This is a genomic window from Micromonospora sp. NPDC002575, from assembly GCF_042889525.1.
GTDB classification, from domain to species: Bacteria; Actinomycetota; Actinomycetes; order Mycobacteriales; family Micromonosporaceae; genus Micromonospora; species Micromonospora carbonacea.
Genome location: NZ_JBIARA010000039.1, coordinates 1 through 22,978 on the forward strand (window position 1 = coordinate 1; position 22,978 = coordinate 22,978).

Here is a 22,978-nt window from a genome sequence, read left to right on the forward strand (position 1 = left end):
GCGCCGGGCACTTTTACTACGTTACCCTCCGGTTTCCGCACTGTCAAACCGGAGAATCCCGATCCGACCCGCTTCCACCCGAATTACGGGCACCATTCCACACCCGGCGACTGCCGGTGGCTTCCTGGGGTCCGGCAGGCCGTCCGTCGTGGTCTCCACCTGACGCCCGTTTCCCTGCCGGCGCAGAACATTACCCCGTCCCCTCGGGCCCACCAAATCGACCCCCCTCCCTCCGGCAGGGAGGGGGCTGACCTGCCCGGATCACCCCGGGTCAGACGCGACGTACCGGACCCCGCGGTGGACGCCCAGCTCGTGGGCCGGGGGCCTCGGCGACCGCGCGGACGCTGGGCCCGCCCGTCCTCCTGGTGCACCTCGGCCACGGTCTCGGGCGTCCCCGGCATGACGAGCTGCTGGGTCCTAACCCGTGCTCGGCCCGACGCCGGGCGACGCCGCCCGGGCCTGAGGCCGCGTGCGGGCCCGGCCGGGCGGCGGTCACTCGGGCGTGGGCGGGCCCAGCAGGCGGATCTCCTCGATGTCGAGCGCGGCCTGCAGCTCCCGCAGCACCGTGTCGTCGATCTCGTTCGCGTTGCGCAGCCGGGTGATCTCGCGCCGCTTGCGGTCCAGGACCGCCAGCCGCAGCCGGCGCTCCAGGTCGCGGGCCCGCTCGGCGGCCTCGCCCTGCTCGGCGGCCCGGATGTCGTCGAGGTGGTCCTGGTAGTCGCTGCGGATCCGGTCGGCGACGTCCCGGTTCACGCCCAGCCCGTCGGCGACCTCCGGCAGCGCCGCCAGCCCGGCCTCGGTGGCCCGCACCCGGGCCATCCGCACCTCGTCGGCGCGCTGCTGGTCGCCGACGAGGCCCGCCCAGCGGACCACGAGCGGGAGGGTGGTGCCCTGCACCAGCATGATCATGACGATCACCAGGGCCGTGCAGAAGATGATCAGGTCCCGTTCGTGGACGGGCTCGCCGGCCGGGGTGGACAGCGGCACCGCCAGGGCCGCGGCCAGGGACACCGCGCCGCGGAAGCCGGCCCAGCCGGCGGCCGTGCGGATCCGCCAGCCGACCCGCAGGGCCCGTTGCGACCTGCGGCGGTCGACAAGCCGCAGCAGGTACGCCGACAGGTGCAGCCAGGCCATCCGGGTCGCCAGCACGACGCCGGCGACCAGCACCGCGATGAGCAGCGCCCGCCCCAGCGACGTGCTGGTGACCCCGCGCACCGCCCGGGGGATCTGCATGCCGAGCAGGACGAACAGGCCCCCGTTGATCAGGAACGTGGTGAGGTCCCAGAAGGCGTAGGCCATCACCCGGGAGGGCGCCCGGATCACCCGGGGGCCGGCGAAGGAGAGCACCAGGCCGGCAACCACCACCGCGAGCACCCCGCTGGCGTGCAGCTCCTCGGCCACCAGGAACGCCACGAACGGGGTGAGCACGCTGAGCGCGCCCTCGCGCAGCGGGTCGTCGAGGCGGCGGCGAATCAGCACGACCACCACCCCGATCACCAGCCCGGCCGCGACGCCGCCGAGGAACGACCCGCCGATGCGCTCGACGAGCGGGAGCGGGCCCGGCGGGGCGCCGCCGGTGATCAGGCCCAGCGCGACGGCGAAGAGGACGAGCGCGGTGCCGTCGTTGATGAGGCTCTCCGCGCGCAGGATGGTGAGGAACCGGCGGGGCATCCGCTTGGCCAGGCCGGCGACCGCGGCGGCGTCGGTCGGGGCCAGCACCGCCCCGAGCACCCAGGCCGCCGGCCCCGCGACGCCGGCCGCCTGGGCGGCCAGGGCCACCGTCGCCATGGTGGCCGCGACCAACCCGACGGCGAGCAGGGCGATGACCGGCAGGTTGGCGCGGATCTCCCGCAGGCTGACGGTGAGGCTCTCCCGGTACAGGATCGCGGGCAGGAACAGCAGCAGCACCACGTCCGGCTCGAGCATCACGTCCGACAGCGGCGGGGCGAGCGCCAGCAGCGCGCCCATGCCGATGAGCAGGACCGGCGGGGCGACCCGGTAGCGCCCACCGATGGTGGTGCCGACGAGCACGGTGGCCGCCAGCACCACGATCAGCACAAGGCCCTCCACGTCGACCCCTCCGCGTCGTACGGCCGGTGCGCGGCCGTACGGCGTCGGGAGGCGCCTGCCCGCACCCACATGGTTCTACGGCGGGCGCGGCACGGTGGGGCGAATGCTCCTATCGGTGGGGCAGGGCGTGGGCGCACGGCCGCCGACGCATCGCCGCACACCGATTGACAAAGTTTGTGTTGCAAACTTAATCTGCCGGTCCGACGGGCGTCACGTGGCGCTTTCCTGACGCCCCGCCCACCCCGTCACGCGGCGGCGTCTTCCCGGCAAGGAGTGTCATGATCGGCTCACGAGGCACCACCCGACGGACCCGATGGCGGGTCGGCGCGTTCACCAGCGCGGTCACGATGCTGCTGGCCGCCGTCGGCGTCCTGGTGGCGGGCACCGCGCAGGCGGCGGCCGGCTGCGCGGTGACATACCAGGTGAGCAGCCAGTGGCAGGGCGGGTTCGGCGCGAACGTGAGCGTGACCAACCTCGGCGACGCGATCAACGGCTGGCGTCTGACCTGGACCTTCCCCGCCGGGCAGCGGGTGACGCAGGCGTGGAACGCGACGGTCACCTCCTCCGGCGACGACGTCACCGCCGCCAACGTCGGCTACAACGCCGCCATCGCCACGAACGCGACGGTCTCCTTCGGCTTCAACGGCCAGTGGTCCGGCGCGAACACCAACCCCGCCTCCTTCGCGCTCAACGGCGTCGCCTGCACCGGTGGCGTCGGCCCGACCACGGCCCCGCCGACCAGCGCCCCACCCACGACGACGCCGCCGCCCACCACCCCGCCGCCCACCACTCCCCCGCCGGCCGGCGACGCCATGGCGGCCGTGGCCGCGATGCAGCCCGGCTGGAACCTTGGCAACTCGCTGGACGCCGTCGGCGCCGACGAGACCGCCTGGGGCAACCCGCGCATCACCGAGGCGCTGCTGGACAACGTGAAGGCGCAGGGCTTCAAGAGCATCCGCATCCCGGTCACCTGGAGCGCGCACCTGGGCGGCGCGCCCAGCTACCTGATCGAGGCGGCGTACCTGAACCGGGTGAAGGAGGTCGTCGACTGGGCGCTCGCCGACGACCTCTACGTGATGATCAACATCCACCACGACTCGTGGCAGTGGATCAACACCATGCCCACCGACCGGACCAACGTGCTGGCCAAGTACAACGCGATCTGGACCCAGCTGTCGAGCACGTTCCGCAGCTCGTCGCCGAAGCTGGTGTTCGAGAGCGTCAACGAGCCGCAGTTCACCGGCAGCTCCGGCGACGCCCAGAACGCCACCCTGCTCCACGAGCTCAACACGTCGTTCCACCGCATCGTGCGGGCCTCCGGCGGCAACAACGCCACCCGCCTGCTGGTGCTGCCCACCCTGCACACCTCGTCGGAGCAGGCCCGCGTCGACGAGCTGGTGGCCACGTTCAACGCGCTGAACGACCGCAACCTGATCGCGACCGTCCACTACTACGGCTACTGGCCCTTCAGCGTGAACGTCGCCGGGGGCACCCACTTCGACGCCACCGCCCAGAAGGACCTCACCGACTCCTTCGACCGGGTCTACAACGCGTTCGTCGCCAAGGGCATCCCCGTCATCGTCGGCGAGTACGGGCTGCTCGGCTTCGACCGGCACACCGGCACTATCGAGCAGGGCGAGAAGCTGAAGTTCTTCGAGTACTTCGGCTACTACGCGCGGGCCAGGAAGCTCACCACCATGCTGTGGGACAACGGGCAGCACCTCGGCCGGACCTCGTTCCAGTGGAGCGACCCGGAGCTGACCGCCCAGCTCAAGTCGAGCTGGACCACCCGCTCCGGCACCGCCTCGTCGGACCTGGTGTTCACCGCCAAGGCCAGCGCCATCAGCGCCAGGACGCTCACCCTGAACCTCAACGGCACCACGTTCCAGGGCCTGCGGCAGGGCAACACCGACCTGGTCCAGGGCACCGACTACACCGTCAGCGGCAGCCAGCTCACCCTCACCGCGTCCGCGCTGACCCGGCTGACCGGCAGCCGGGCGTACGGGGTCAACGCGACCCTGCACGCGCGGTTCTCGGCGGGCGTGCCGTGGCGGATCAACATCATCACCTACGACCGGCCGATCCTGGCCAACGCCACCGGAACGACCAGCGCGTTCACGATCCCCACCCAGTTCCGGGGCGACCAGCTCGCCACCATGGAGGCGAAGTACGCCGACGGCAGCAACGCCGGACCGCACGACTGGACGCCGTTCAAGGAGTTCGACGTCACGTTCCAGCCCAACTACACCGGCAACTCCATCGCCCTGACCTCGGACTTCTTCGCCGCGGTCAGCGACAACGCCCCGGTGACGCTCACCTTCCACTTCTGGAGCGGCGAGAAGGTCACGTACAAGGTGACCCGCTCGGGCAGCAGCGTCACCGGCACCGTCGCCTGATCGACCGACGCCAGGCTCGCGGGCCCGCTCCCCTCCCACGGTCGCCCGTGGGCGGGGCCGGGCCCGCGGTCGTCGGCGCCCCGTCCCGGGGAGGCGCCGGGCGTGTGCCGCTCACCCCGGGTCCGCTGCTCACGGCCGGCAAGCGGCGGTCAGGAGAAGCGTTCGACCGTAACGGGTAGAAGCCCGGCCATCCGCAGCGTCGTGGTCAGCTCCCGCAGCATCGGCCGGACGGTGTCGTCCCGGCCGCCGGCCAGGTCGACGGTCAGGTCCAGGCACCACGGGCCGCCCGCGCCGATGCGCCGCAGGTGCCAGGTGAACGCGTCGTCGCCGACGCGCCGCCGGGCGACGCCGAGCACCCGGGCCCCGGGGTCGGCCGCATCGCCCGTGACGGTCATCCGCCACGTGGTCCGCAGGTGCGCCAGGCCGTCGGGACCCAGCACGTCGGCGAACAGGACCCGGTAGACCCGGGTCTCGCCGAACCCGGCCGTCGGGTGGCCGGGCGTCAGCGGCAGCGGCGCGGTGGCCAGCGGCGTCGAGTCGTCGAAGTGGCCACGCAGCGTACCCTCGTCGGGCAGCTCGCCACCGCCGAGCTCGCGGTAGGCGGCTGCGGCGTCCCGCCGGTCGACGGCCGCCACCCGGGCGCGCAGCGCGGCGTCGAGGCGCATCGTCCGGCTGAACGCCGCCGAGCTCCACCAGCCGCCGTCCTGCGGGGTCCACGCGGCGCTGTGCAGGCGCACCGCCGAGTGGTCCGCCGCGAACACGAACTCCTCGACGATGAGGCCCTCCGGCCGGGCGCGCCGCGCGCCGCCGGCCGGGTCCGGACGGACCAGGTAGTAGTCCAGCGCGCTCATCACGCCATTGTGGACCCCACGGCCGTCCCGCCCGGGCCGCCCCGCCGCACGGCCGCCCGGCGGGCCGTGGCCCGGTCCGTCCCCGGTGCGGTGGGGACGGACCGGGCGGTACGGGTCGGCTACCGGCGCTGGTCGAGCAGCCAGCGCAGGATGCCCTGGTCGGCGTAGGTCGGCCCGAAGGCGGCGTGGTAGTCCGGCTGGGTGAAGGCGTCGTTGCCGTACTCGGTGTAGCGGAGCAGGGCGTCGATCTGCTGGGGTGTCTTGCCGTCGGCCGCGTAGGCCGCCTGGAGGGCGGCGCGGGAGTTGCGGGCGAGGGAGACGTTGAGCAGGTGGTCGTTGACGCCGTGGGTGATCCAGACGGGGATCTCGGCGGCGGCGATGGCCTTCGCCTGGTCGACGCCGACCTGGAAGCCACCGGTGATCAGGCCGGCGGCGAAGAGGTCCGGGCGCTTGGCGAACGCCTGCCACGCCAGTTGCGAGCCGTAGGAGACGGTGGTCGCGTAGACGCGGTCGGCGTCGACGGGGTGGTCGGCGACGAACTGGTCGACCAGCTTGACGAGCAGGTCGGCCTCGGCCGCGGCCCCCACGCGCTGGTGCTGCGGCGCGAGCACGATGACGTCCTCGTCGGAGCCCGTCCAGTCGCGCTGGAGCCACGCCGTGGCGGGGATGTCCGCCGCGAGTTGCACGCCGGTGTTGTCGCCGTCCCAGCCCATGCCGTGGCCGGGCAGCACGACCATCAGCGGGTACCGGCGGCCCGGCTGGTAGTTCTTCGGCAGGTGGTAGTGGTAGGGCAGGACCATCCCGCCGCTGAGGTACGAGCCGTAGGTGAAGTCGTCGACGAGCAGGTCGACGGGTTCCTCGGTCATCGGGTGCGACCGGTGCGGCGCCCCCTCGGCCAGCACCGGGCCCCTGCCCTTGCCGTTGCCCCGGCCCGGCAGGCCGCGCACGTCTGCGCGCTGCACCACCCGCGTGGGCAGGTCCGGGTTCACCTTGACGGTGCACAGGAACGTGGGGCACTTCGAGACGATCACCGTCGAGCCCTTGCCGTCGGCCGGGTCGAGTTCGACGATCACGTACCGGCCGGTGACGGCCCGGTGGTCGCTCCGGGTGGTGGGGCGGCTGTTGGTGTAGACGTGGGTGATGCTCCGGTCCGCCAGCTTCGGCAGGTCCTCGATGGGATTGAACCGGAAGTTGTAGACGGTGTCGGAGACGGAGAACGTGCGCGTGTCGAGGCTCCGGGGGTCGACCGTGGCGCCGTACTCGACGGCGACGGCCGAGACCTGCTGGCCGTACGTGTGGACCTGGGTGATGGGGGTGATGCTCCGGATGCCCGTGGCGGCATCGCCGCCGTGGCCGGTGCGGTCCGCGCCGTACGCCGCGCCGGCCGATGTCGACACGATGGCGGCGGTCAGCAGCGCGACGGTCCTCAGGCGAGGGGTCATGCGGTTTCGTCCCTCCCGCGGTCTCCGGTGGCGGCGGGCGCGGCCCGCCCGCCGCCATCCATCGACGCTAAAATGATTTAGCTGGAGCTAACGCGCCCCGCCGCACCGCTGTCAAGACACAGTGGAAATCCGGTGGAAACAATCGCGGCCGTCCGGCGCGGGTCAGCCCTCCAGGCACCGGCGCACGGCGGCGACCAGCCGGTCACCCCGCTCGTCGTCCACCCCGCCCATCTGGTTGACCACGTACGCGAAGCCCACCTGGTGGGCGTCGTCGCCGAAGGCCACGTGGCCGCCCGCGCCGTCGTGGCCGAAGCTGCGCGCGCCCAGCAGCGGACGGGCCGGCGGGGAGTCCAGCAGGAAGCCGGTCCCCCAGCGCTGCCCCTCGTCGGGCGGCCCGTAGCGCTGCCGGCCCCAGGCCCGGGGCGTGGTCGCGTCGTCGACCGACGCGGCGGTGAGCAGCCGCCCGGAGCCGTCGACGTCGGACACGGCGGCGGCGTAGAGCCGGGCCAGGCCCTCGGCGGTGCTGACCGCGCCGGCGCCGGGTATCCCGGCGGCCTGGATGACCGGGTCGTTGAAGCTGACCAGGCCGTCGTCGTCGGCCGGGAAGGCGTAGGCCCCGTTCATGGTCAGCCCCCGCTCGGCGACCGGGTCCAGGGCGGGCAGCGCGCCGGCCGGCGGCGCCAGCATCCAGGCCACCGCCGCGCGCTCGGCCTCGGGAAGGCCGATCCAGGTACGCAGGCCGAGCGGGTCGGCGAGCGCCGCGCGGAAGAACGCCCCGGGCAGGTGCCCGGTGACCCGGCGGATCACCTCGCCGACCAGCCAGCCGTAGGTCATCGCGTGGTAGCTGTGCGCGGTGCCCGGCGGCCAGAGCGGCGGCTGCGCCTCGATCGCCTCGATCACCGGCGTCCAGGCGACCACGTCCGCGCGGGTCAGCGGCCGGTCCAGGGCCGGCAGGCCGGCCTGGTGGGTGAGCAGCCAGCGCACCGGTATCCCGTCCTTGCCGTGCTGGCCGAACTCGGGCCAGTAGCGGGTGACGGGGGCGTCCAGGTCGAGGCGGCCCTGCTGGACCAGCAGGTAGGCGCAGACCGCCAGGATCCCCTTGGTGCAGGAGAAGACGACCGCCGGGGTGTCGGCGGCCCACCGGCGGCCGGAGCGCGGGTCGGCGAGCCCGCCGTACAGGTCGACGACCTTGCGGCCCCGCACGTAGAGGGCGACCGCGGCGCCGACGTCGCCGCGGGCGGTGAAGTTGTCCCGGAAGACGTCGACGACCGGGCCGAAGCCCTCGTCGGCGTCGCCGTGGACCGGTGCAGGCGTCGTCACGCGCTATCCCTTCAGCGATCCCTGGATGAGGGCCTTGATGAACTGGCGTTGGAAGATCAGGAACACGATGAGGGTGGGGGTGAGGATGAGCAGGGAGCCGGCGCACAGCAGCACCAGGTCCGTCCCCCACTGCCCCTGGAACGCCCCGAGCGCGCCGGCCATGGTGCGCTTCGTGGCGTCGTCGACGAGCACGATGGCGAGCAGGAACTGGTTCCAGGTCCACAGGAACAGCAGGATGGTCAGCGACGCGATGGCCGGCCGGGCCAGCGGCACCTGGACGCGCCAGAACAGCTGCCAGGTGTTGCTGCCGTCGACCCGCGCCGCCTCGGAGAGCTCCTTGGGCACGGTGGCGAAGTGCGCCCGCATCCAGAACACCGAGAACGGCATGTACAGGCCGATCAGCGGCAGGATGATCGCCCACCTGGTGTTGAGCAGGCCCAGGTCGCGCATCTGGTAGTACAGCGGGGTGACCACGGCCTCGAACGGCAGGGTCAGGCCGAGCAGCAGCAGGCCGAAGGCGATCCGGCCGCCGGGCACCCGCAGGTGGCCCAGCCCGAATCCGGCCATGGTGGCGATGACCACGCCGATCGGCACGACCCCCACCACGATCAGCAGGCTGGAGCGCAGCAGCGCCCCCATGTTGGCGGCGGTGAACGCGTCGGCGAAGTTGCCCCACTGCGGGTCCGCCGGCCAGGCCAGCCCGGTGGGGACGGTGCCGCGCGGCTGCAACGCCGCCGACAGCATGCTCAGGAACGGCAGCAGCGTGACGACGACCAGCGCGATCAGGAAGATCCGGCCGGTCAGTCGCTCGCTGCGGCTGGTGAGGTTCATGCCTTGTCCTCCCGGGTCAGCCGCTGGATCGGCAGCACGCAGGCCAGCACCAGCACCATGAGCACCACCGCCAGCGCCGAGGCGAGCCCGACCTGCCGCTGCGAGAAGGCGAGCCGGTAGATCTCCAGCCCGGGCACGGTGGTCTGGATGCCGGGGCCGCCGCTGGTGGAGATGTAGACGATGTCGAAGCTGGCCAGGGCGGCGATGATGGTCACGGTCAGGCAGACGCCGATCTCCTGCCGCAGGCTCGGCAGGGTGACGGCGAAGAACTCCCGCACCGGCCCGGCCCCGTCGATGCGGGCCGCCTCGTACAGCGCCGGGTCGATCTTGCTCATGCCGGTGACGAGCAGGATCGTGCACAGGCCGAGCATGACCCAGGTGCCGATCACGCCCACCGACGGCAGCGCGGTGTCGAACTCGCCGAGCCAGGCCCGGGTGATCCCGCCCAGGCCGACCGCCCGCAGCGCCTGGTTGACCAGGCCGTCGGTGGACAGCAGCCAGCTCCACGCGATGCCGGCCGCGACCAGGGGGATCACCTGCGGCAGGAACAGCACGGTACGCACGACGGTGCCGAACGCGCCGCCGCTCATCCGGCGTACGAGGCTGGCGACCAGCAGCCCGAGGGCGACCGGGACGAAGCTGAAGAAGATGATCAGGACGAACGCGTTCCCGATGATCTTCAGCAGGTCGCTGTCGGTGAACACGGTCAGGTAGTTGGTCAGCCCGACCCACTCGGCCTGGCCGATGCCGTTCCAGCGGTACAGCGAGTACTGCATCGTGAGCAGCAGCGGGCGCAGCACGAAGAACGCGTACATGAGCAGGGCCGGCAGGACCCACAGCCAGCCGAGCCACCCGGCCGTGCGGCCCCACCGCCTCCGGTGGGGCCGCATTGGTGACCGCCGGTCCGCGCCGCCGGCCGGGACACCGGCGTCAGTGCCGCCGACGGCAGCGGTCATCGGGACAGTTCCTTCTCGTACTCGGCCTGGACCGCCTTCACGTACCCCTCGGGGGTCTGCTGCCCGGCGATCAGCTTCTGCATCTCCGGGGTGATCGCCGCGGCGAAGATGCCGCCGGTGGCGTTCGCGGTGAAGTCGACCGCGCCGTTCTCCGCGCCGAGCTGCTGCGACGCCTTGAGCGTCTCGGCCAGCACGGTGCCCTCGGCGACGGGCGGCAGGGGCAGCTCGGCGGGGCCGCCGGGGCTGGAGCCGCCGACCTTGACGGAGATCTCCCGGGCCTTGGCGTCGGTGTGCGCCCAGTTGAGGAAGTACGCGGCGGCGTCCGGGTTCTTGGCCCGGGCGCCGACGCCGAAGGTGTTCGGCGCGGACATCGCCACGTGCTTGCCGCCGGCGGCCTCGGTCGGGAACAGGAAGAAGCCCGCGTTGCCGGCCATGTTCTTGTCGAGGTTGCCCGACTCCCAGTCGCCGTTGAACATGAACAGGCCGCCGCCCTTGGTGAAGTCGCCGACCATGGTGGCGTAGTCCAGGGCGTTGGCGTCCTTGGTGAAGTAGCCCGCCTTGGCCCACCGCTGGATGGTCTCGGTCGCCTTCAGCGCGGCGGGGGTGTCGAAGGTGGCCCCGGGCTTCTGGAAGATCCAGTCCGCGATCTGGGCGGGGTCGCCGAACTGGTTCTGCAACGCCTGGTGCGGGAAGTTGATGCCCGCGGTGTTCTTGTTGAACTGCACGATCGGCTGCACGCCGGCGGCCTTGGCCTTGGCCAGCAGCTCCTCGAACTCGGCGACGGTGGCCGGGGGCTCGGTCATGCCGACCTGCTGGGCCAGCTTCTTGTTGTAGAACACCCCGGTCACGCTGTAGCCGAGGCCCAGCCCGTACAGCGAGCCGGAGCCGCGCACCTTGCCCCCGTCGGCCAGCCGGAGCTGGACGAGCTGCGAGGCGGGGAACTTGTCCCAGCCGTAGGCCGCGACGTAGGGGTCGAGGTTCTTCAGCAGGTCGTCCTTGACCAGGTCGACCATGGTGGGCAGGCGGATGATGTCGGGCGCGTTGTCCGAGGCGAGCACCCGGGGCGCGTTCTCCGTGATCACCGTGAACTGGTCCTCGCGGATGTTGAACTTCACGTTCGGGTGCTGCTTGGTGAACTCGTCGGCCAGCGCCTTGACCAGCGGGAATCCGGTCTCCGCGTACAGCTCCAGGGTGATCGGCCCGGTGCCGAGCTCGGTGCTGACGGGTGCGTCGGACCCGGTCGACGACGGCTGGTCCGACCCTGGCGCGCTACATGCGCTCATCACCAGGCCGGCGGCCAGGGCCGGCACCAGCAGTGCCAGGCCGCGCCGCGAGAACCTGGTCGAGATATCCGGCACGTCAACCACTCCTTGATTCATGCCGCGTCACGCCGCCCGGCGGGCCGGCGCGCACCGGCACCGACCGTGTCGTGTCGGGACCGCGCGGCCCGGCCCCGGGGGGTCGCGAGCGAGCCGGTCGACATGATCACGGCGGGTGGGCGGAGGCGCCCTTCCGTACGACCAAACGACGTAGCTAAAATGATTTAGCAGAGCATGCGCGCGGTGCTCCGAGCCTGTCAAGGACGAGTTCGCAACGACTCGGAAACGGCCGGTTCACACGCCCCGCGGCCCGTCACCCACCCGCCGGGGGTGGTCCTCGTGACTCCCGCATGATGATGTGACGTGGCGGCGCGGGACGCGTCGCGGTGATTCGGAGGAGTCATGGGCCGCAACAGAGCAACCCTGGCCGATGTCGCACGGCTGGCCGGGCTGTCCAAGACCGCCGCCTCGATGGTGCTCAACGGACGGGAGGGGACCCGGCTGTCCGCGGAGGCCCACCAACGGGTCTTCGCCGCGGCCGAGAAGCTCGGGTACCGGCCCAACATGGCCGCGCGCAGCCTGCGCACCCGCAAGACCGCGACCATCGCGTTCGTCTCCGACATCGTCGCCACCACCCGGTTCGCCGGTGACCTGATCCGGGGCGCGCTGGACGCCGCCCGGGAACACGACCACGTGCTGCTGATCACCGAGACCCAGGGGGACGCGGCGTTCGAGCGGTACGCCATCGAGGCGATGCTCGACCGCCAGGTCGACGGCGTCGTCTACGCGGCGATGGCCACCCGCCGGCTCACGGTGCCCCCCGCCCTCCTCGGCGGCCCGGTGGTGCTGCTCAACGCCGTCAGCCCCGACGAGCTGCCCTGCGTGCTGCCCGACGACGAGCAGGCGGCCGTCGCCGTCACCGAGGCCCTGCTCGCGCACGGCCACCGCGACCGCATCGCGTTGATCGGCCGCAACCGCCTCAAGGAGGGCGACGCGGAGGTCTCCATCGCCGCGCCGGCCCGCCTGCGCGGGGTCCGCGCCGCCCTCGCCGCAGCCGGCGTCGGCCTGCTCGCCGAGTGCTTCTGCGCGGAGTGGCTGCCGGAGCACGGGTATGCCGCCATGCGCACCCTGCTGTCCCGCTCGCCCCGGCCGACGGCGGTCGTCTGCATGAACGACCGGCTGGCGTTCGGGGCGTACCAGGCGCTCGGCGAGGCCGGGCTGGCCATCCCCGACGACATCTCCGTCGTCTCGTTCGACGACGATCCCATCGCCGCCTGGCTGCGCCCCGGCCTGACCACCGCCGCCCTGCCGCACGAGCGGATGGGCCGCCGCGCCGTGGAGCTCGTGCTCGACGGGGGCGCGGCCGGGCCGTCGTACGTACCCATGTCGCTGCGTCGACGCCGGTCGGTCGCCGCGCCGGCCGCGGGAGTGCCGACGCCGCGGCGGGCGTCGGCGTAGGCCGGCGGGCGTCGGCAGCGCCGGGCCGAGATGACTGCTAAACCGATTCACTGGTAGGTTGCCGGCCATGCTGCGATTGCCGGACCACTGGGTGTGGGACAGCTGGTACGTCCAGGACGACGACGGCCGGTGGCACGCGTTCTTCCTGCGCGCCTCCCGGGCCCTGCACGACCCCGACCGCCGCCACCGCCGGGCGTCGATCGGGCACGCCGTCTCCGCCGACCTGCGCTCCTGGACCCTGCTCGCCGACGCGCTCGTGCCCGCCGACGCGCCCGCCTGGGACGACCTGGCCACCTGGACCGGCTGCACCGTCCGCGGCCCCGACGGGCGGTGGCACCTGTTCTACACCGGGGTCGGCCGCGCCGAGGACGGCCTCGTCCAGCGCGTCGGCCTGGCCGTCTCCGACGACCTGACCACCTGGCACCGGCACGGCGACGGCCCCCTCGTGGAGGCCGACCCGACCTGGTACGAGCTGCTCGACCGGGACGCGTGGTACGAGCAGGCGTGGCGCGACCCCTGGGTCTTCGCCGACCCCGACGGCGACGGCTGGCACATGCTCGTCACCGCCCGCGCCAACCGGGGCCCGGCGGGCGGTCGGGGCGTCGTCGGGCACGCCACCTCGCCCGACCTGCTCTCCTGGACCGTCCGGCCGCCGCTGTCCGCGCCCGCCGGGTTCGGCCACCTCGAGGTGCCGCAGGTCGCCGTCGTCGACGGCCGGCCCCTGCTGTTGTTCTGCACCAATGCCGTCGCGGACCCGCGCCTGCCCGACCACCGGATCTGGGTGGCGGACGCGCCGAGCGTGCGCGGCCCCTGGGACGTGGCCGCCGCGCGGCCGGTCCCGCACCCCCACCTGTACGCGCCGCGCCTGGTGCCCGACGGCGACCGGGGGTGGGCGCTCATCGGCTTCCTCGACCGGGTCGACGGCGCGTTCGTCGGTGAGCTCACCGACCCCGTGCCGTTCCACCTCCCGGCGGCCGACCCGTCGCCCGCCCAGCCGCCCGGCGGGGCGGGCACCATCCGGCGGTAGCCGTCCCGGCGGGCGGGGGCCCGCCGGGACGGCCGGGCCTCAGGAGGCCGCCTGCGCCGGCACGGCGTCGTCGGCGCCCGCCTCGGCGTCGCCGGCCGGGCGGTCGCGGACCATGGCCAGGACCGCCACCGCGAGCAGCACGGTGATCACGGTGCTGATCGCCCCGACGAGGTTGAGCCCGCTGGTGAAGGCGTCCCGGGCGGCGGCCAGCAGCGCCGCGCCCGCGTCGCCGGGCAGCTCCTGCGCCGCGGCGACGGCCGCGGCAAGGGTGTCGCCCGCGGCCGAGCCCTCGGGGGCGGTGAACTGGTTGCGGTAGACGATCGCGCCGACGCTGCCGAGGAGGGCGACGCCGAGCGCCATGCCCAGCTCGGTGCTGGTCTCCGACACGGCGGAGGCGGAGCCCGCCTGCTCGGGGGGCGCCGAACCGACGACGATGTCGGTGCCCAAGGCGATGAGCGGGCCGCCACCGGCGTAGACGAGCAGGAACCCGACCACCAGCTGGGTGAGGCCGCCCTGGCTGTCGAGCAGGGCGAGCATCAGGTGCCCGACCGCCGAGACCGCCAGGCCGGCGGCCACCACCCGGGCGGGCGCGATCTTCCCCGCCAGCACGGGCGACAGCATGGACGTGACGATCAACGCGAGCGCCGCCGGCAGCAGCCAGAGCCCGGCCCGCAGCGGGGAGAGCCCGACGACGAGTTGCAGGTACTGCGTCACGAACAGGTACGTCCCGCCGGCGATGAGCATGCTGAACAGCATCGCCACCAGAGCCGTGGCCAGCGGGCGGTTGCGGAACAGCCGCAGGTCGATCAGCGGGCTGGCCAGGGCACGCTGCCGGCGGACGAAGAACACGCCGACGACCAGGCCGGCGGCGACGGCGAGCAGCGGCAGCGGGCCCGCGTCGTCCTTGGCCAGCTCCTTGAGGCCGTAGATGATCGGCAGGATCGCGGCCAGGGACAGCGCCACGCTGGCCAGGTCGAGCCGGCCGGCGTCGGCGTCCCGGTACTCCGGCAGCAGCCGCGGCCCCGCCACCAGCAGCACGGCCATGATCGGCACGTTGAGCAGGAACACCGAGCCCCACCAGAAGAACTCCAGCAGCGCGCCCCCGACGACGGGGCCGAGCGCGACCCCGACGGAGAACATGGTGACCCAGACCGCGATGGCGACGCCCCGCTGCCGCGCGTCCTGGAACATGTTGCTGATCAGCGCGAGGGTGGAGGGCATCAGGGTGGCCCCGGCGACGCCGAGGGCGGCACGCGAGGCGATCAGCATGGCCGGCGTGTCGGCGTACGCGGCGACCACGGAGGCGACCCCGAACGCGGCGGCGCCGATCAACAGCAGCCGCCGCCGGCCGATACGGTCACCGAGGGTCCCCATGGTGACCAGGAACCCGGCGATCATGAAACCGTAGATGTCGATGATCCACAGCATCTGCGGGGCGCTGGGCAGCAGGCTCTCGCTGATGTGCGGCACCGCGAGGTGCAGGACGCTCATGTCGATGGAGAGCAGGAGCGTCGGCAGCGCCAGCACTGCCAGGCCGAGCCATTCCCGGGGGCCCGCCCGGTGCTGCGGTTCGATCGTGGTGGGCAATGTGGATCCTTTCTGGATGTGTCGTCGGACGGGGGAAACAGTGGGTCGTCAGGTGCGTGACCACCGCCTCGGCGACGTATGGCTCGTACAGGTAGAAGTGGCCGCCGGTGAACATCCGGCGGGCGAACGGCCCCGTCGTCTCCAGCGACCACAGGTGCAGCCGGTCGGCGACGACGATCGGGTCGTCCGCCGCGCCCAACGACAGGATCGGCACGCCGGTGCCGGTGGTCGGCCGCTCGTAGGTCTCCATGGCCTCCAGGTCGGCCCGGATCGCGGCCAGCGCGGGTCGTACCAGGTCCGCCCGGTGCAGCAGGTCGGGGGCGATGCCGCCGATGTCCACCAGGTGTTCCAGCAGCTCGGCGTCGGTGCGCCGGTGCCCGAACGGCGGCTCGCTGGGGAAGCAGGGCGGCTGCCGGGCCGACACGACGAGGTGCCGCGGCGGCAGGCCCGCCCGCTCCATCGCCCGGGTCAGCTCGTAGCCGAGCACGCTGCCGAAGCTGTGCCCGACGATCGCATACGGCAGGGGTTCCCGCTCGGCGAGGGCCCGGGCGAGGCCGTCGACGAGCGGCTCGACCCGCCGCAACGGCGGCTCGGCGGCGCGCAGGCCCCGGCCGGGCAGCTGGGCGACCAGGAACTCGACCCCGGCGGGGACGACCCGCGTCCAGGACCGGAACGCCGAGGGCCAGCCGCCGGCGTGCGGCAGCGCCACCAGCCGCGCCCACGGGGCGTCCGGCCCGGCCGCGGCGGCGGCCGGTCGTGCGCCGCCGCCCACCTTCAGCAACCAGGGGTTCATCGTCGTCCTCACGCCAGCAGCGGATGGTGGGCTTCGAGGTGGGCGAGCACGCGGTTCTGGTGCGGTCGCAGGCGCTGCCCCGGCAGGTGCTCCAGCGAGTGCAGGAAGGGATCCGGCGGCTCGGGCAGGCCCGCGAGCGCCGACGCGACGGCCAGCACCAGCGTCGGCTGGTACCACGCCGAGTAGCCGCCCTCGTGGGCCAGGACGATCCGCCCGCCGGTCAGCTCGTCGGCGAGGGCGCACATCCGGGCCGTCATGGCGTGGAACGTCCGGCTGGTGCACATCATCCGGCCCATCGGGTCGTGGCCGCCCGCGTCGAGGCCGGCCGCCACGAGGATCAGCTCCGGCCCGAAGGCGCGGGCCGCCGGCTCGACCAGCCGGGTCAGCGCCGCCAGGTACGCCTCGTGCCCGGAGCCGGCGGGCAGCGGCACGTTGAGGGTGCGGCCCGCCCCGGCGCCCTCCCCCGTCTCGGTGACCAGGCCCGAGGCGGGCGGGAACAGCCCCTCCTGGTGGATCGAGACGTAGAGGACGTCCGGGTCGGCGTAGAAGGCGCGCTGGATGCCGTTGCCGTGGTGCACGTCCCAGTCGAGCACCAGCACCCGGCGTACGCCGCGGCGCTGGGCCGCCCGCGCGGCGATCGCCACGTTGTTGTAGAGGCAGAGGGCCATCGCCCGGTCGGGCTCGGCGTGGTGCCCGGGCGGCCGGACGAGGCAGTACGCCCGGTCGTGCCGCCCGTCGAGCACGGCTTCGGTGGCCTGCACGCAGGCGCCCACGGCCACCCGGGCGGCGTGGGCGCTGTGGTGGTTGACGTGCGCGTACACCCCGGCGTCGCCGGCGCCGAGCGCGGAGGCCGCCTCGACGCGGTCGACGTGCTCCCGGGTGTGCACGAGCAGCAGGTCGTCGTCGCCGGCCGGTTCGGGGGTGACCTGGGCGTAGTGGTCCAGCACCCCGGCCATCCGCACCAGCCCCTCGGCGCGGCGCAGGTCGGGGTCGACGGCGAACTGGCGCAGGGGTTCGATGCCCGGGCCGACCGGCAGGTAGCCCGACCCCTGGCCGGGGTCGTGCCAGTAGCAGACCTCGTGGCTGTACCAGGCGAGATTCGGCATGTGCGACGTCCTTGGCGCTCGGGTCGGGGGGGCGGGTGGTCGCCGGCCGCGACGCCGACGGGGGATGTCGACGCCGCGGCCCGCTCGGGGGGCGACCGGTTACGCGGCGACGGCCGCCCGGGTCCGGGTCTGCCCGGTCACCTCGGCGACGCGCCGCAGGTAGTGCTCCCGTTCCTCGGCCGGGGTGTGCTTGGTGCGGAACGTGGAGTCGAGCCAGGCGAGGACCTGGTCCACCTCGGCCGGGGTGGGCGGCCGGTCGCCCAGCTCCTTCTCGAACTCGCGGATGCGGGCCGTGGGCGCGAGCACGCCCTCGGCGTAGCCGGACTCGTCCGGGTTGTGGTTGCGGGTGCAGGCGATTGCCTTCAGGACGGCACCGAAGAAGGCCCTGCTGTCGATGTCGCTCACTGTGCTCTCCTCTCGACGGGGTTTCTTCCGCCGGCCCGCCCGCTGCGGGCGGCCGGCTGCACGGGTGGTGTCGCGACCGGAACGCTCCCGGCTGCCCTCAGGCGATGAGCCCGACCCGCCGGCCGGCGTCGGCGAAGACGGCGACGGCGTGGTCGAGGTCGTCGACGGAGTGGCTGAGGTTGACGATGGTCCGCAGGCGCGGCAGCGCCTTGGGCACGGTGGGATAGACGATGGGCTGGACGAAGATGCCCTCGCGCTGGCAGAGCCGGGCCATTTCCTGGGCCTGGCCGGCGCTGGCGCAGATGATCGGCACCACCGGCGTCACGCTGCCGAGGGTGTCGAAGCCGAGGGCGCGCAGCTTCGCGCGGTACCGGTCGGTGCGGGCCCGCAGCTCGCCGGTGAGGTGCGGCGCCGCCTCCATGACCTCGACGGCCGCCCGCGCGGCGGCCACCTGCATCGGGGTGCCGGCGGCGGAGAACATCCAGCCGCGGGCGTTGTTCTTGAGGGCGAAGATCAGGTCGCTGGAGCCCGCCACGTAGCCGCCGGTGCTCGGCACCGTCTTGGACAGGGTGCCCATCTTCACCGCGACCCGGGCCGGGTCGATGCCGAAGTGCTCGGTGATGCCCCGGCCGGTGGCGCCCAGGACGCCGAGGCTGTGCGCCTCGTCGACCATCAGCGGGGCGTCGTGGCGCTCGCAGAGCTCCAGGATGCCGGGCAGGTCGGCGACGTCGCCGTCCATGCTGAACACCGCGTCGGTGACGACCAGCTTGCCGGCGTCGCCGGCCCGGCGCAGGGCGCGTTCCAGGTCGGCCAGGTCGTTGTGGGCGTACGTGATGACCGTCGCGCCGGACAGCCGGTAGCCGTCGAGGATGCTCGCGTGGTTGTAGACGTCGCCGATGACCACGTCGCCCGGGCCGACCAGCGCGCCGACCGTCGCCACGTTGGCCATGTAGCCGCTGGTGTAGACGATGGCGTCCTCGGCGCCGACGAACCGCGCGATCGCCAGCTCCAGCTCGCGGTGCAGGTGCAGGGTGCCGGCGAGCAGCCGGACGCCGTGCGCGCCGGTGCCGTGCCGCTCCAGGGCGCGCTGCGCCTGGTGGTTGATGTAGTCGTGGCCGATGAGCCCCAGGTAGCTGTAGGAGGCGAAGTTGAGGAACCACCGGCCGTCGAACTTGATCCAGGCGCCCTTGGACTCCTCGATGACCGGCTCGTAGAAGTAGTCGTCCCGCGCGATGACGAGCCGGTCGTCCACCGACAGGGCGTCGATGCGCCGGTCGAGGAAGGTGCCGTCCGGGCGGTCGGCGAGCCGGCCGGGCAGGGTGCGGCGGGGAACCGCCCCGCCGAGGGGGGCGGCGACGCCGGGCGGGCCGGCCGGCGGCGGGCCGGCCGGGGCCGGGCGGTGGCCCTCGGCGGGGGCGGGCGCGGGCCGCCCGTTCGTCACCGCCGGCGGCGCGGCGGCGGGCCGGCCGTTCGCCGCCGGGGGCCGTCCGTTCGCCGCCGTCGGCCCAACGGGGCGGTCGGCCGGGCGGCGCACGAGGGCGTCGCCGTCGCCGTCGCGGAACCGGTCCCAGTCGGGGACGAACCGGTGCGCCGCCGGCCCGCCCGACCCGACGGTCGCGGGCGACGCGGCCGCCACCGGGGGTACGGCGACGGGGGCGGACGGCCCGGCGGGGCCGGCCGCCGGGGCCGCGGCGGGCGGCGCGGGCGGTACGGGCGCTGCCGTGGTGGCGGAGCGCGGGAGCCCCTCCAGGTGCCGCAGCAGCGCGCCGACGCCCGGGTGGTCGAAGAAGGTGACCGGGTCGATCTCGACGCCCGCGCCGGCCAGCGCGGCGGAGACCTCGACCGCCATCATCGAGTCCAGCCCCAGGTCCAGCAGGTTGTCCTCGGGCGACACCTCGGCGACGTGCAGGGTCCGCTTCAGGATCGCCGACAGCTCCGGCCACAGCCGGCTGTCGGGGAAGGTCACAGGGGTCGTCATCTCGTCGTCCTTCGGTGTGTCGACTGCGGACAGGACGTAGTTGCCGGGCGGCAGCCCGAGGGTGTGCCGCAGGAGCGCGACGCCGTCGTCGGCGTGCAGCGCCGGGATGCCGCGCGCCGCCGCCGCGTCGGCGACCCGCTCCCCCATGCCGACGGCCCACAGGCCCCAGCCGAGGCTGTACCAGGACTCCCCCTCGGCCCGGCGGCGCGCGGCGTAGCCGTCGAGGTAGGCGTTGGCGCAGGCGTACGAGCTCTGGCCGAGGTTGCCGTGCGTCGCCGAGATCGAGGAGAACAGCACCACGTACCCGGGGCGCGTCCCCGCGCCGAACGCCTCGTCGAGGGCGTGCACCCCGCCGATCTTCGGGGCGAACACCTCGTCGACGCGCTCGGGCGACAGGCTGCGCGCCAGCCCGTCGCGCAGGACCCCGGCGGCGTGGAAGACGCCGTCGAAGGGCTCCGCGTCGGCCAGCGCCGCCGGCAGGTCACGCACGTCGGTGGCGAGGACGCGCAGGTCGCAGGCGGCGGCGAGCTTGTCCAGCCGGTCCCGCGCCGGCCCCTGCGCCGGCACCGTCCGGCCCACCAGCGTGAGGTGGGCGCAGCCCGCGCCGGCCAGGGACTCCGCCACGTGCAGGCCGATGCCGCCCAGGCCGCCGGTGATCAGGAACCGGCCGCCGACCGCCCGGCCCGCCGGCTCGCCGGGGACGGCGTCGACCGCCGGGTGCGCCGGGGCGTACCAGGTGCCGTCGCGCCAGGCCAGCTCCGCCTCGCTGTGGCGCACCTCGTCGAGCGTCGGCGGGGGCGTGACGCCGCCGAGGCCGAGGTCGACCAGGCGTACGCGGACCTGCGGGTGCTCGATGCGCAGGGTGCGCGCCAGGCCCCACAGCGCGGTCTGCACCGGCTCGACCGGCTCGTCGCCGGTGACCTGGTGGGCGGCGTTGGTGACGATCGTGAGCGCCGGCATCGGCGGCTGCGCGGCGAGCCGCCGGACCAGGGTGAACACGCCCCGCAGGACGGCGGCGGCCTCGTCGGCGTCGTGCGCCCCGCGCGGCGCGACGTAGACCACCTCGGCCGGCGGGGTCTGTGCGCGCGCCCGGTCGACGTGCTCGTCGTGCAGGTCCGTCGGGTCGAGCAGCACGGGCCCGTCGTCGGGCGACCCGCCGGACAGCTCGCGCGACACCAGCCAGGTGTGGCCGCCGGTCGGCTCCGGCTCCGGGGTCGGCGTGACCGGCTGCCAGGTGACGGCGGTGACCGACCCGGCGGGGACCGGCCGGTGCCGGGCCGGTGCCCCCGCCGGGCGGTCGGATCCGCCGGCCCGTCCCGGGGCCTTCAGGACGATCCGGTCCAGTTCGAGCAGCACCTCGCCCTGCTGGTTGCAGACGGTGGCCCGCCCGCGCACCGCGCCGCCGGACGCGCCCTGCGGGTCGGTCCGCTCGACCAGCGCCAGGACGGTGCCGGTGACCCGCCGCCGGACGGTGACCCGTCCCACGTACCAGGGCAGGCACCCCCCGGCGGCGCCGTCGTCGAGCATCCCGAGGCACTGGAAGACGCTGTCCAGCAGCGCCGGCGGGACGAGGTGGGGGTCGGTCAGCCCCTCGGAGGCGCGGAGCAGGGCCAGCATCCGGCCCGGCCCCCGGTGGGCGGCCCGGATGGCGTGGAAGGTGGGGCCGTACTCGATGCCGCTGCCCCGCCGCCAGTCGGCGACGGCGGCCAGCGGCACCTCGTCGACGCAGCCGGCGCGCAGCTGGGCCACGTCCAGGTAGTGCGGAGGCGGCAGCGCGCTGCGGGTGGCCCGGGCCCGGCTGTGCGGCATCGGGGTGGACGCGCCCGGCTCCCACGAGCCGAGCGCGCACTCCCCGTCGTCGGTCAGGGTGGTCTCGACCTCGACGGTCGCGCCGGGCGGCACCCGCAGCGGCGCGAGGAACGCGACCTGTTCCAGGCACCAGCTCCCGCCGGGCCGCGCCGCGTCGCAGGCGGTGAGCATGGCGTCGACCTGCGCCGCCGCGGCCAGCACGGGGGTCCCGCCGATCCGGTGGTCGCGCAGCACCGGGTCGTCGGCGGCCAGCGGGGTCCGGTGGCCGCTCACAGCCGCAGGTCGAATCTGTCGGTGGCCAGGACCTGGCCGTTGACCTGGATGTCGACGAGGTGCTCGCCGGGGTAGTAGCGCCGGGTCGAGACCTCCCGCACCGGGTGGGACTTCTCCACGGTCCGGCGCTCGCCGGGGGCCAGCTCCAGGGTGGTGAGCTTGAAGACCTTCGGGATGCTCTGGCCGTTCTTGCGCACGTGGTGCACGACGTAGTCGACGGCGACGGTGTGCCGGCGGCTGTCGGTGTTCTCGACGTCGAGGCGGATGAGGGTCGACTCGCCGAGGGTCAGCGTCCGGGGCGACAGCCGCATCGACGGCACGCGGATGTGCTCGCCGCCGGTGACGCCGACGATCGCCAGGGCCTCCTGGTTGCCCTTCTTGACCAGGGTCCGCAGCGCGTGCCGGACGATCCAGGCGGTCTCCGGCGTCGGGCTCTCCTGCTGCCAGCGCAGCGCGGTGGCCAACGCGACGTCGGGGGCGTCCTTGGAGATGTCGTTGAGGTTGTTCGCCACGGACTTGCGGACGTACTCCGACGGGTCGCTGCGCAGCGGTTCGAGGATCTCCAGGACGGGCTGCGGGTCCTTGACGAACATGGTGAGCGTGCGCGCCCAGGGCAGCCGGGGGCGGGTGCCCTCGCTGGCCATGCGGCGCACGTTGTGGCTGGGGTCGCGCGCCCAGTCGGCCATCCGTTTCATCGTCAGGTCGTAGTGCTGCTCGATGTACGGGCGGATGGCGTACTCGGCGGTGTGCCGCTTGGTGATCTCGACGAGGGCGTCGAGGGACACCTCCGGGTAGTCCAGGCCGTACTCCTCGACGAAGCGGGCCACCGGCATGAGGTACCAGCTGACGTTGAACATCCCCTCCCCCTCGGCGAGCTCGTCGCCGAGGATCGACACGAGGATGCGCACGCTCTCGGGGTAGTCCTGCGGGAGCCGGCTGCGCAGCCCCTGCGCCAGGACGAGGACGCGGTCCTTCAGCTCCTTTCCGGGGATCCGCCGTTCGACCTCGACGGCGTAGTCCTCGACGTCGAACTCCGGGTGGACCTCGCGGATCTTCCCGCCGATGAGGCGGGCGGCGTCACCGTTGAAGTGGCGCTTGAGTCCGTATTCGCCAGTCATTGCATCCGGTCCTTCACGACAGAGATTCCCTCAGCGGGCGGGTAGAGGTGGATCTTAGGTTTGCGTGTTTCCTCCCTCAAGGAAGCGGGGCTGCTCGTCGCCGCGATTCGTGACTCGTCCCGTCCACTGGGGACCCAGTACGTCCGGCGTTCGAAGGGGTAGGTGGGAATCGTCGTCGTGCGATGCCCCTTACCGGCATGCACCCCCACCCAATCCACCTCACCCAACCCACGGCTGTA

At 73.6% G+C, this 22,978-nt stretch carries 15 protein-coding genes and 1 pseudogene; 3 read left to right on the top strand and 13 right to left on the bottom strand.

Translation table 11 applies throughout. The features are described 5' to 3' along the window. Positions 1-492 precede the first annotated feature (492 nt). Positions 493-2,070: a Na+/H+ antiporter gene (locus ACFYWL_RS30520; protein ID WP_386980067.1), complete on the bottom strand. Its 1,578-nt coding sequence runs from the start codon at positions 2,068-2,070 to the stop codon at positions 493-495. Between the two features lie 278 nt (positions 2,071-2,348). Between ACFYWL_RS30520 and ACFYWL_RS30525 the strand changes: the two genes are divergently transcribed. Further along, positions 2,349-4,466: a cellulase family glycosylhydrolase gene (locus ACFYWL_RS30525; RefSeq protein WP_386980069.1), complete on the top strand. Its 2,118-nt coding sequence runs from the start codon at positions 2,349-2,351 to the stop codon at positions 4,464-4,466. 149 nt (positions 4,467-4,615) lie between these two features. On the opposite strand, the gene ACFYWL_RS30530 is transcribed toward ACFYWL_RS30525, so the two are convergent. The 6 genes from ACFYWL_RS30530 to ACFYWL_RS30555 form a co-directional block, all read right to left on the bottom strand. Next, entirely contained in the window at positions 4,616-5,317 is a 702-nt protein-coding gene (locus ACFYWL_RS30530; protein WP_386980072.1) for a hypothetical protein, read from the bottom strand. 119 nt (positions 5,318-5,436) lie between these two features. Beyond that, a complete protein-coding gene (locus ACFYWL_RS30535) occupies positions 5,437-6,759 on the bottom strand; it encodes a PHB depolymerase family esterase (RefSeq protein WP_386980075.1) in 1,323 nt (440 codons plus the stop codon). Positions 6,760-6,921: 162 nt separating this feature from the next. Then, positions 6,922-8,079 carry a serine hydrolase domain-containing protein gene (locus ACFYWL_RS30540; protein ID WP_386980078.1) on the bottom strand — a complete coding sequence of 386 codons (1,158 nt, stop codon included), beginning with the start codon at positions 8,077-8,079 and terminating at the stop codon, positions 6,922-6,924. 3 nt (positions 8,080-8,082) lie between these two features. Further along, positions 8,083-8,910: a carbohydrate ABC transporter permease gene (locus ACFYWL_RS30545; protein WP_386980081.1), complete on the bottom strand. Its 828-nt coding sequence runs from the start codon at positions 8,908-8,910 to the stop codon at positions 8,083-8,085. Continuing rightward, the gene (locus ACFYWL_RS30550) at positions 8,907-9,866 is read right to left on the bottom strand and encodes a carbohydrate ABC transporter permease (RefSeq protein WP_386980084.1); all 960 of its coding nucleotides are present in this window, start codon (positions 9,864-9,866) and stop codon (positions 8,907-8,909) included. Before ACFYWL_RS30550 ends, ACFYWL_RS30545 begins: the two co-directional genes overlap by 4 nt. Next, entirely contained in the window at positions 9,863-11,224 is a 1,362-nt protein-coding gene (locus ACFYWL_RS30555) for an ABC transporter substrate-binding protein (RefSeq protein ID WP_386980087.1), read from the bottom strand. The genes ACFYWL_RS30550 and ACFYWL_RS30555 overlap by 4 nt, the downstream gene beginning before the upstream one ends. 363 nt (positions 11,225-11,587) lie before the next feature. Here ACFYWL_RS30555 and ACFYWL_RS30560 point away from each other — a divergent pair, with 363 nt between their 5' ends. Both ACFYWL_RS30560 and ACFYWL_RS30565 read left to right on the top strand, forming a co-directional pair. Beyond that, entirely contained in the window at positions 11,588-12,643 is a 1,056-nt protein-coding gene (locus ACFYWL_RS30560; protein WP_386980090.1) for a LacI family DNA-binding transcriptional regulator, read from the top strand. A 67-nt stretch (positions 12,644-12,710) separates the two neighbouring features. Beyond that, complete coding sequence (locus ACFYWL_RS30565; protein WP_386980093.1) at positions 12,711-13,670, top strand: glycoside hydrolase family 68 protein; 960 nt, start codon at positions 12,711-12,713, stop codon at positions 13,668-13,670. A gap of 39 nt (positions 13,671-13,709) precedes the next feature. Here the strand turns inward: ACFYWL_RS30565 and ACFYWL_RS30570 are convergent, their stop codons facing one another. From ACFYWL_RS30570 to ACFYWL_RS30595, 6 genes and pseudogenes are all read right to left on the bottom strand, one after another. Continuing rightward, positions 13,710-15,161, bottom strand: a complete 1,452-nt coding sequence (locus tag ACFYWL_RS30570; protein WP_386980096.1) for an MFS transporter — start codon at positions 15,159-15,161, stop codon at positions 13,710-13,712. Positions 15,162-15,315: 154 nt separating this feature from the next. Then, a pseudogene (locus ACFYWL_RS30575) lies at positions 15,316-16,050 on the bottom strand (thioesterase II family protein); the annotation flags it as partial. Between the two features lie 8 nt (positions 16,051-16,058). Further along, positions 16,059-17,156, bottom strand: coding sequence for a class II histone deacetylase (locus ACFYWL_RS30580; RefSeq protein WP_386980099.1), 1,098 nt, complete (start codon positions 17,154-17,156; stop codon positions 16,059-16,061). 99 nt (positions 17,157-17,255) lie between these two features. Then, positions 17,256-17,561, bottom strand: a complete 306-nt coding sequence (locus tag ACFYWL_RS30585; RefSeq protein ID WP_386980102.1) for a hypothetical protein — start codon at positions 17,559-17,561, stop codon at positions 17,256-17,258. Positions 17,562-17,658: 97 nt separating this feature from the next. After that, on the bottom strand, positions 17,659-21,621 hold the full coding sequence (locus ACFYWL_RS30590; RefSeq protein WP_386980105.1) for a bifunctional SDR family oxidoreductase/pyridoxal phosphate-dependent aminotransferase family protein: 3,963 nt from the start codon (positions 21,619-21,621) through the stop codon (positions 17,659-17,661). Next, positions 21,618-22,739 (bottom strand): DNA alkylation repair protein, encoded by a 1,122-nt coding sequence (locus ACFYWL_RS30595; RefSeq protein WP_386980108.1) that lies wholly within the window; start codon positions 22,737-22,739, stop codon positions 21,618-21,620. Before ACFYWL_RS30595 ends, ACFYWL_RS30590 begins: the two co-directional genes overlap by 4 nt. Between the last annotated feature and the right edge of the window lie 239 nt (positions 22,740-22,978).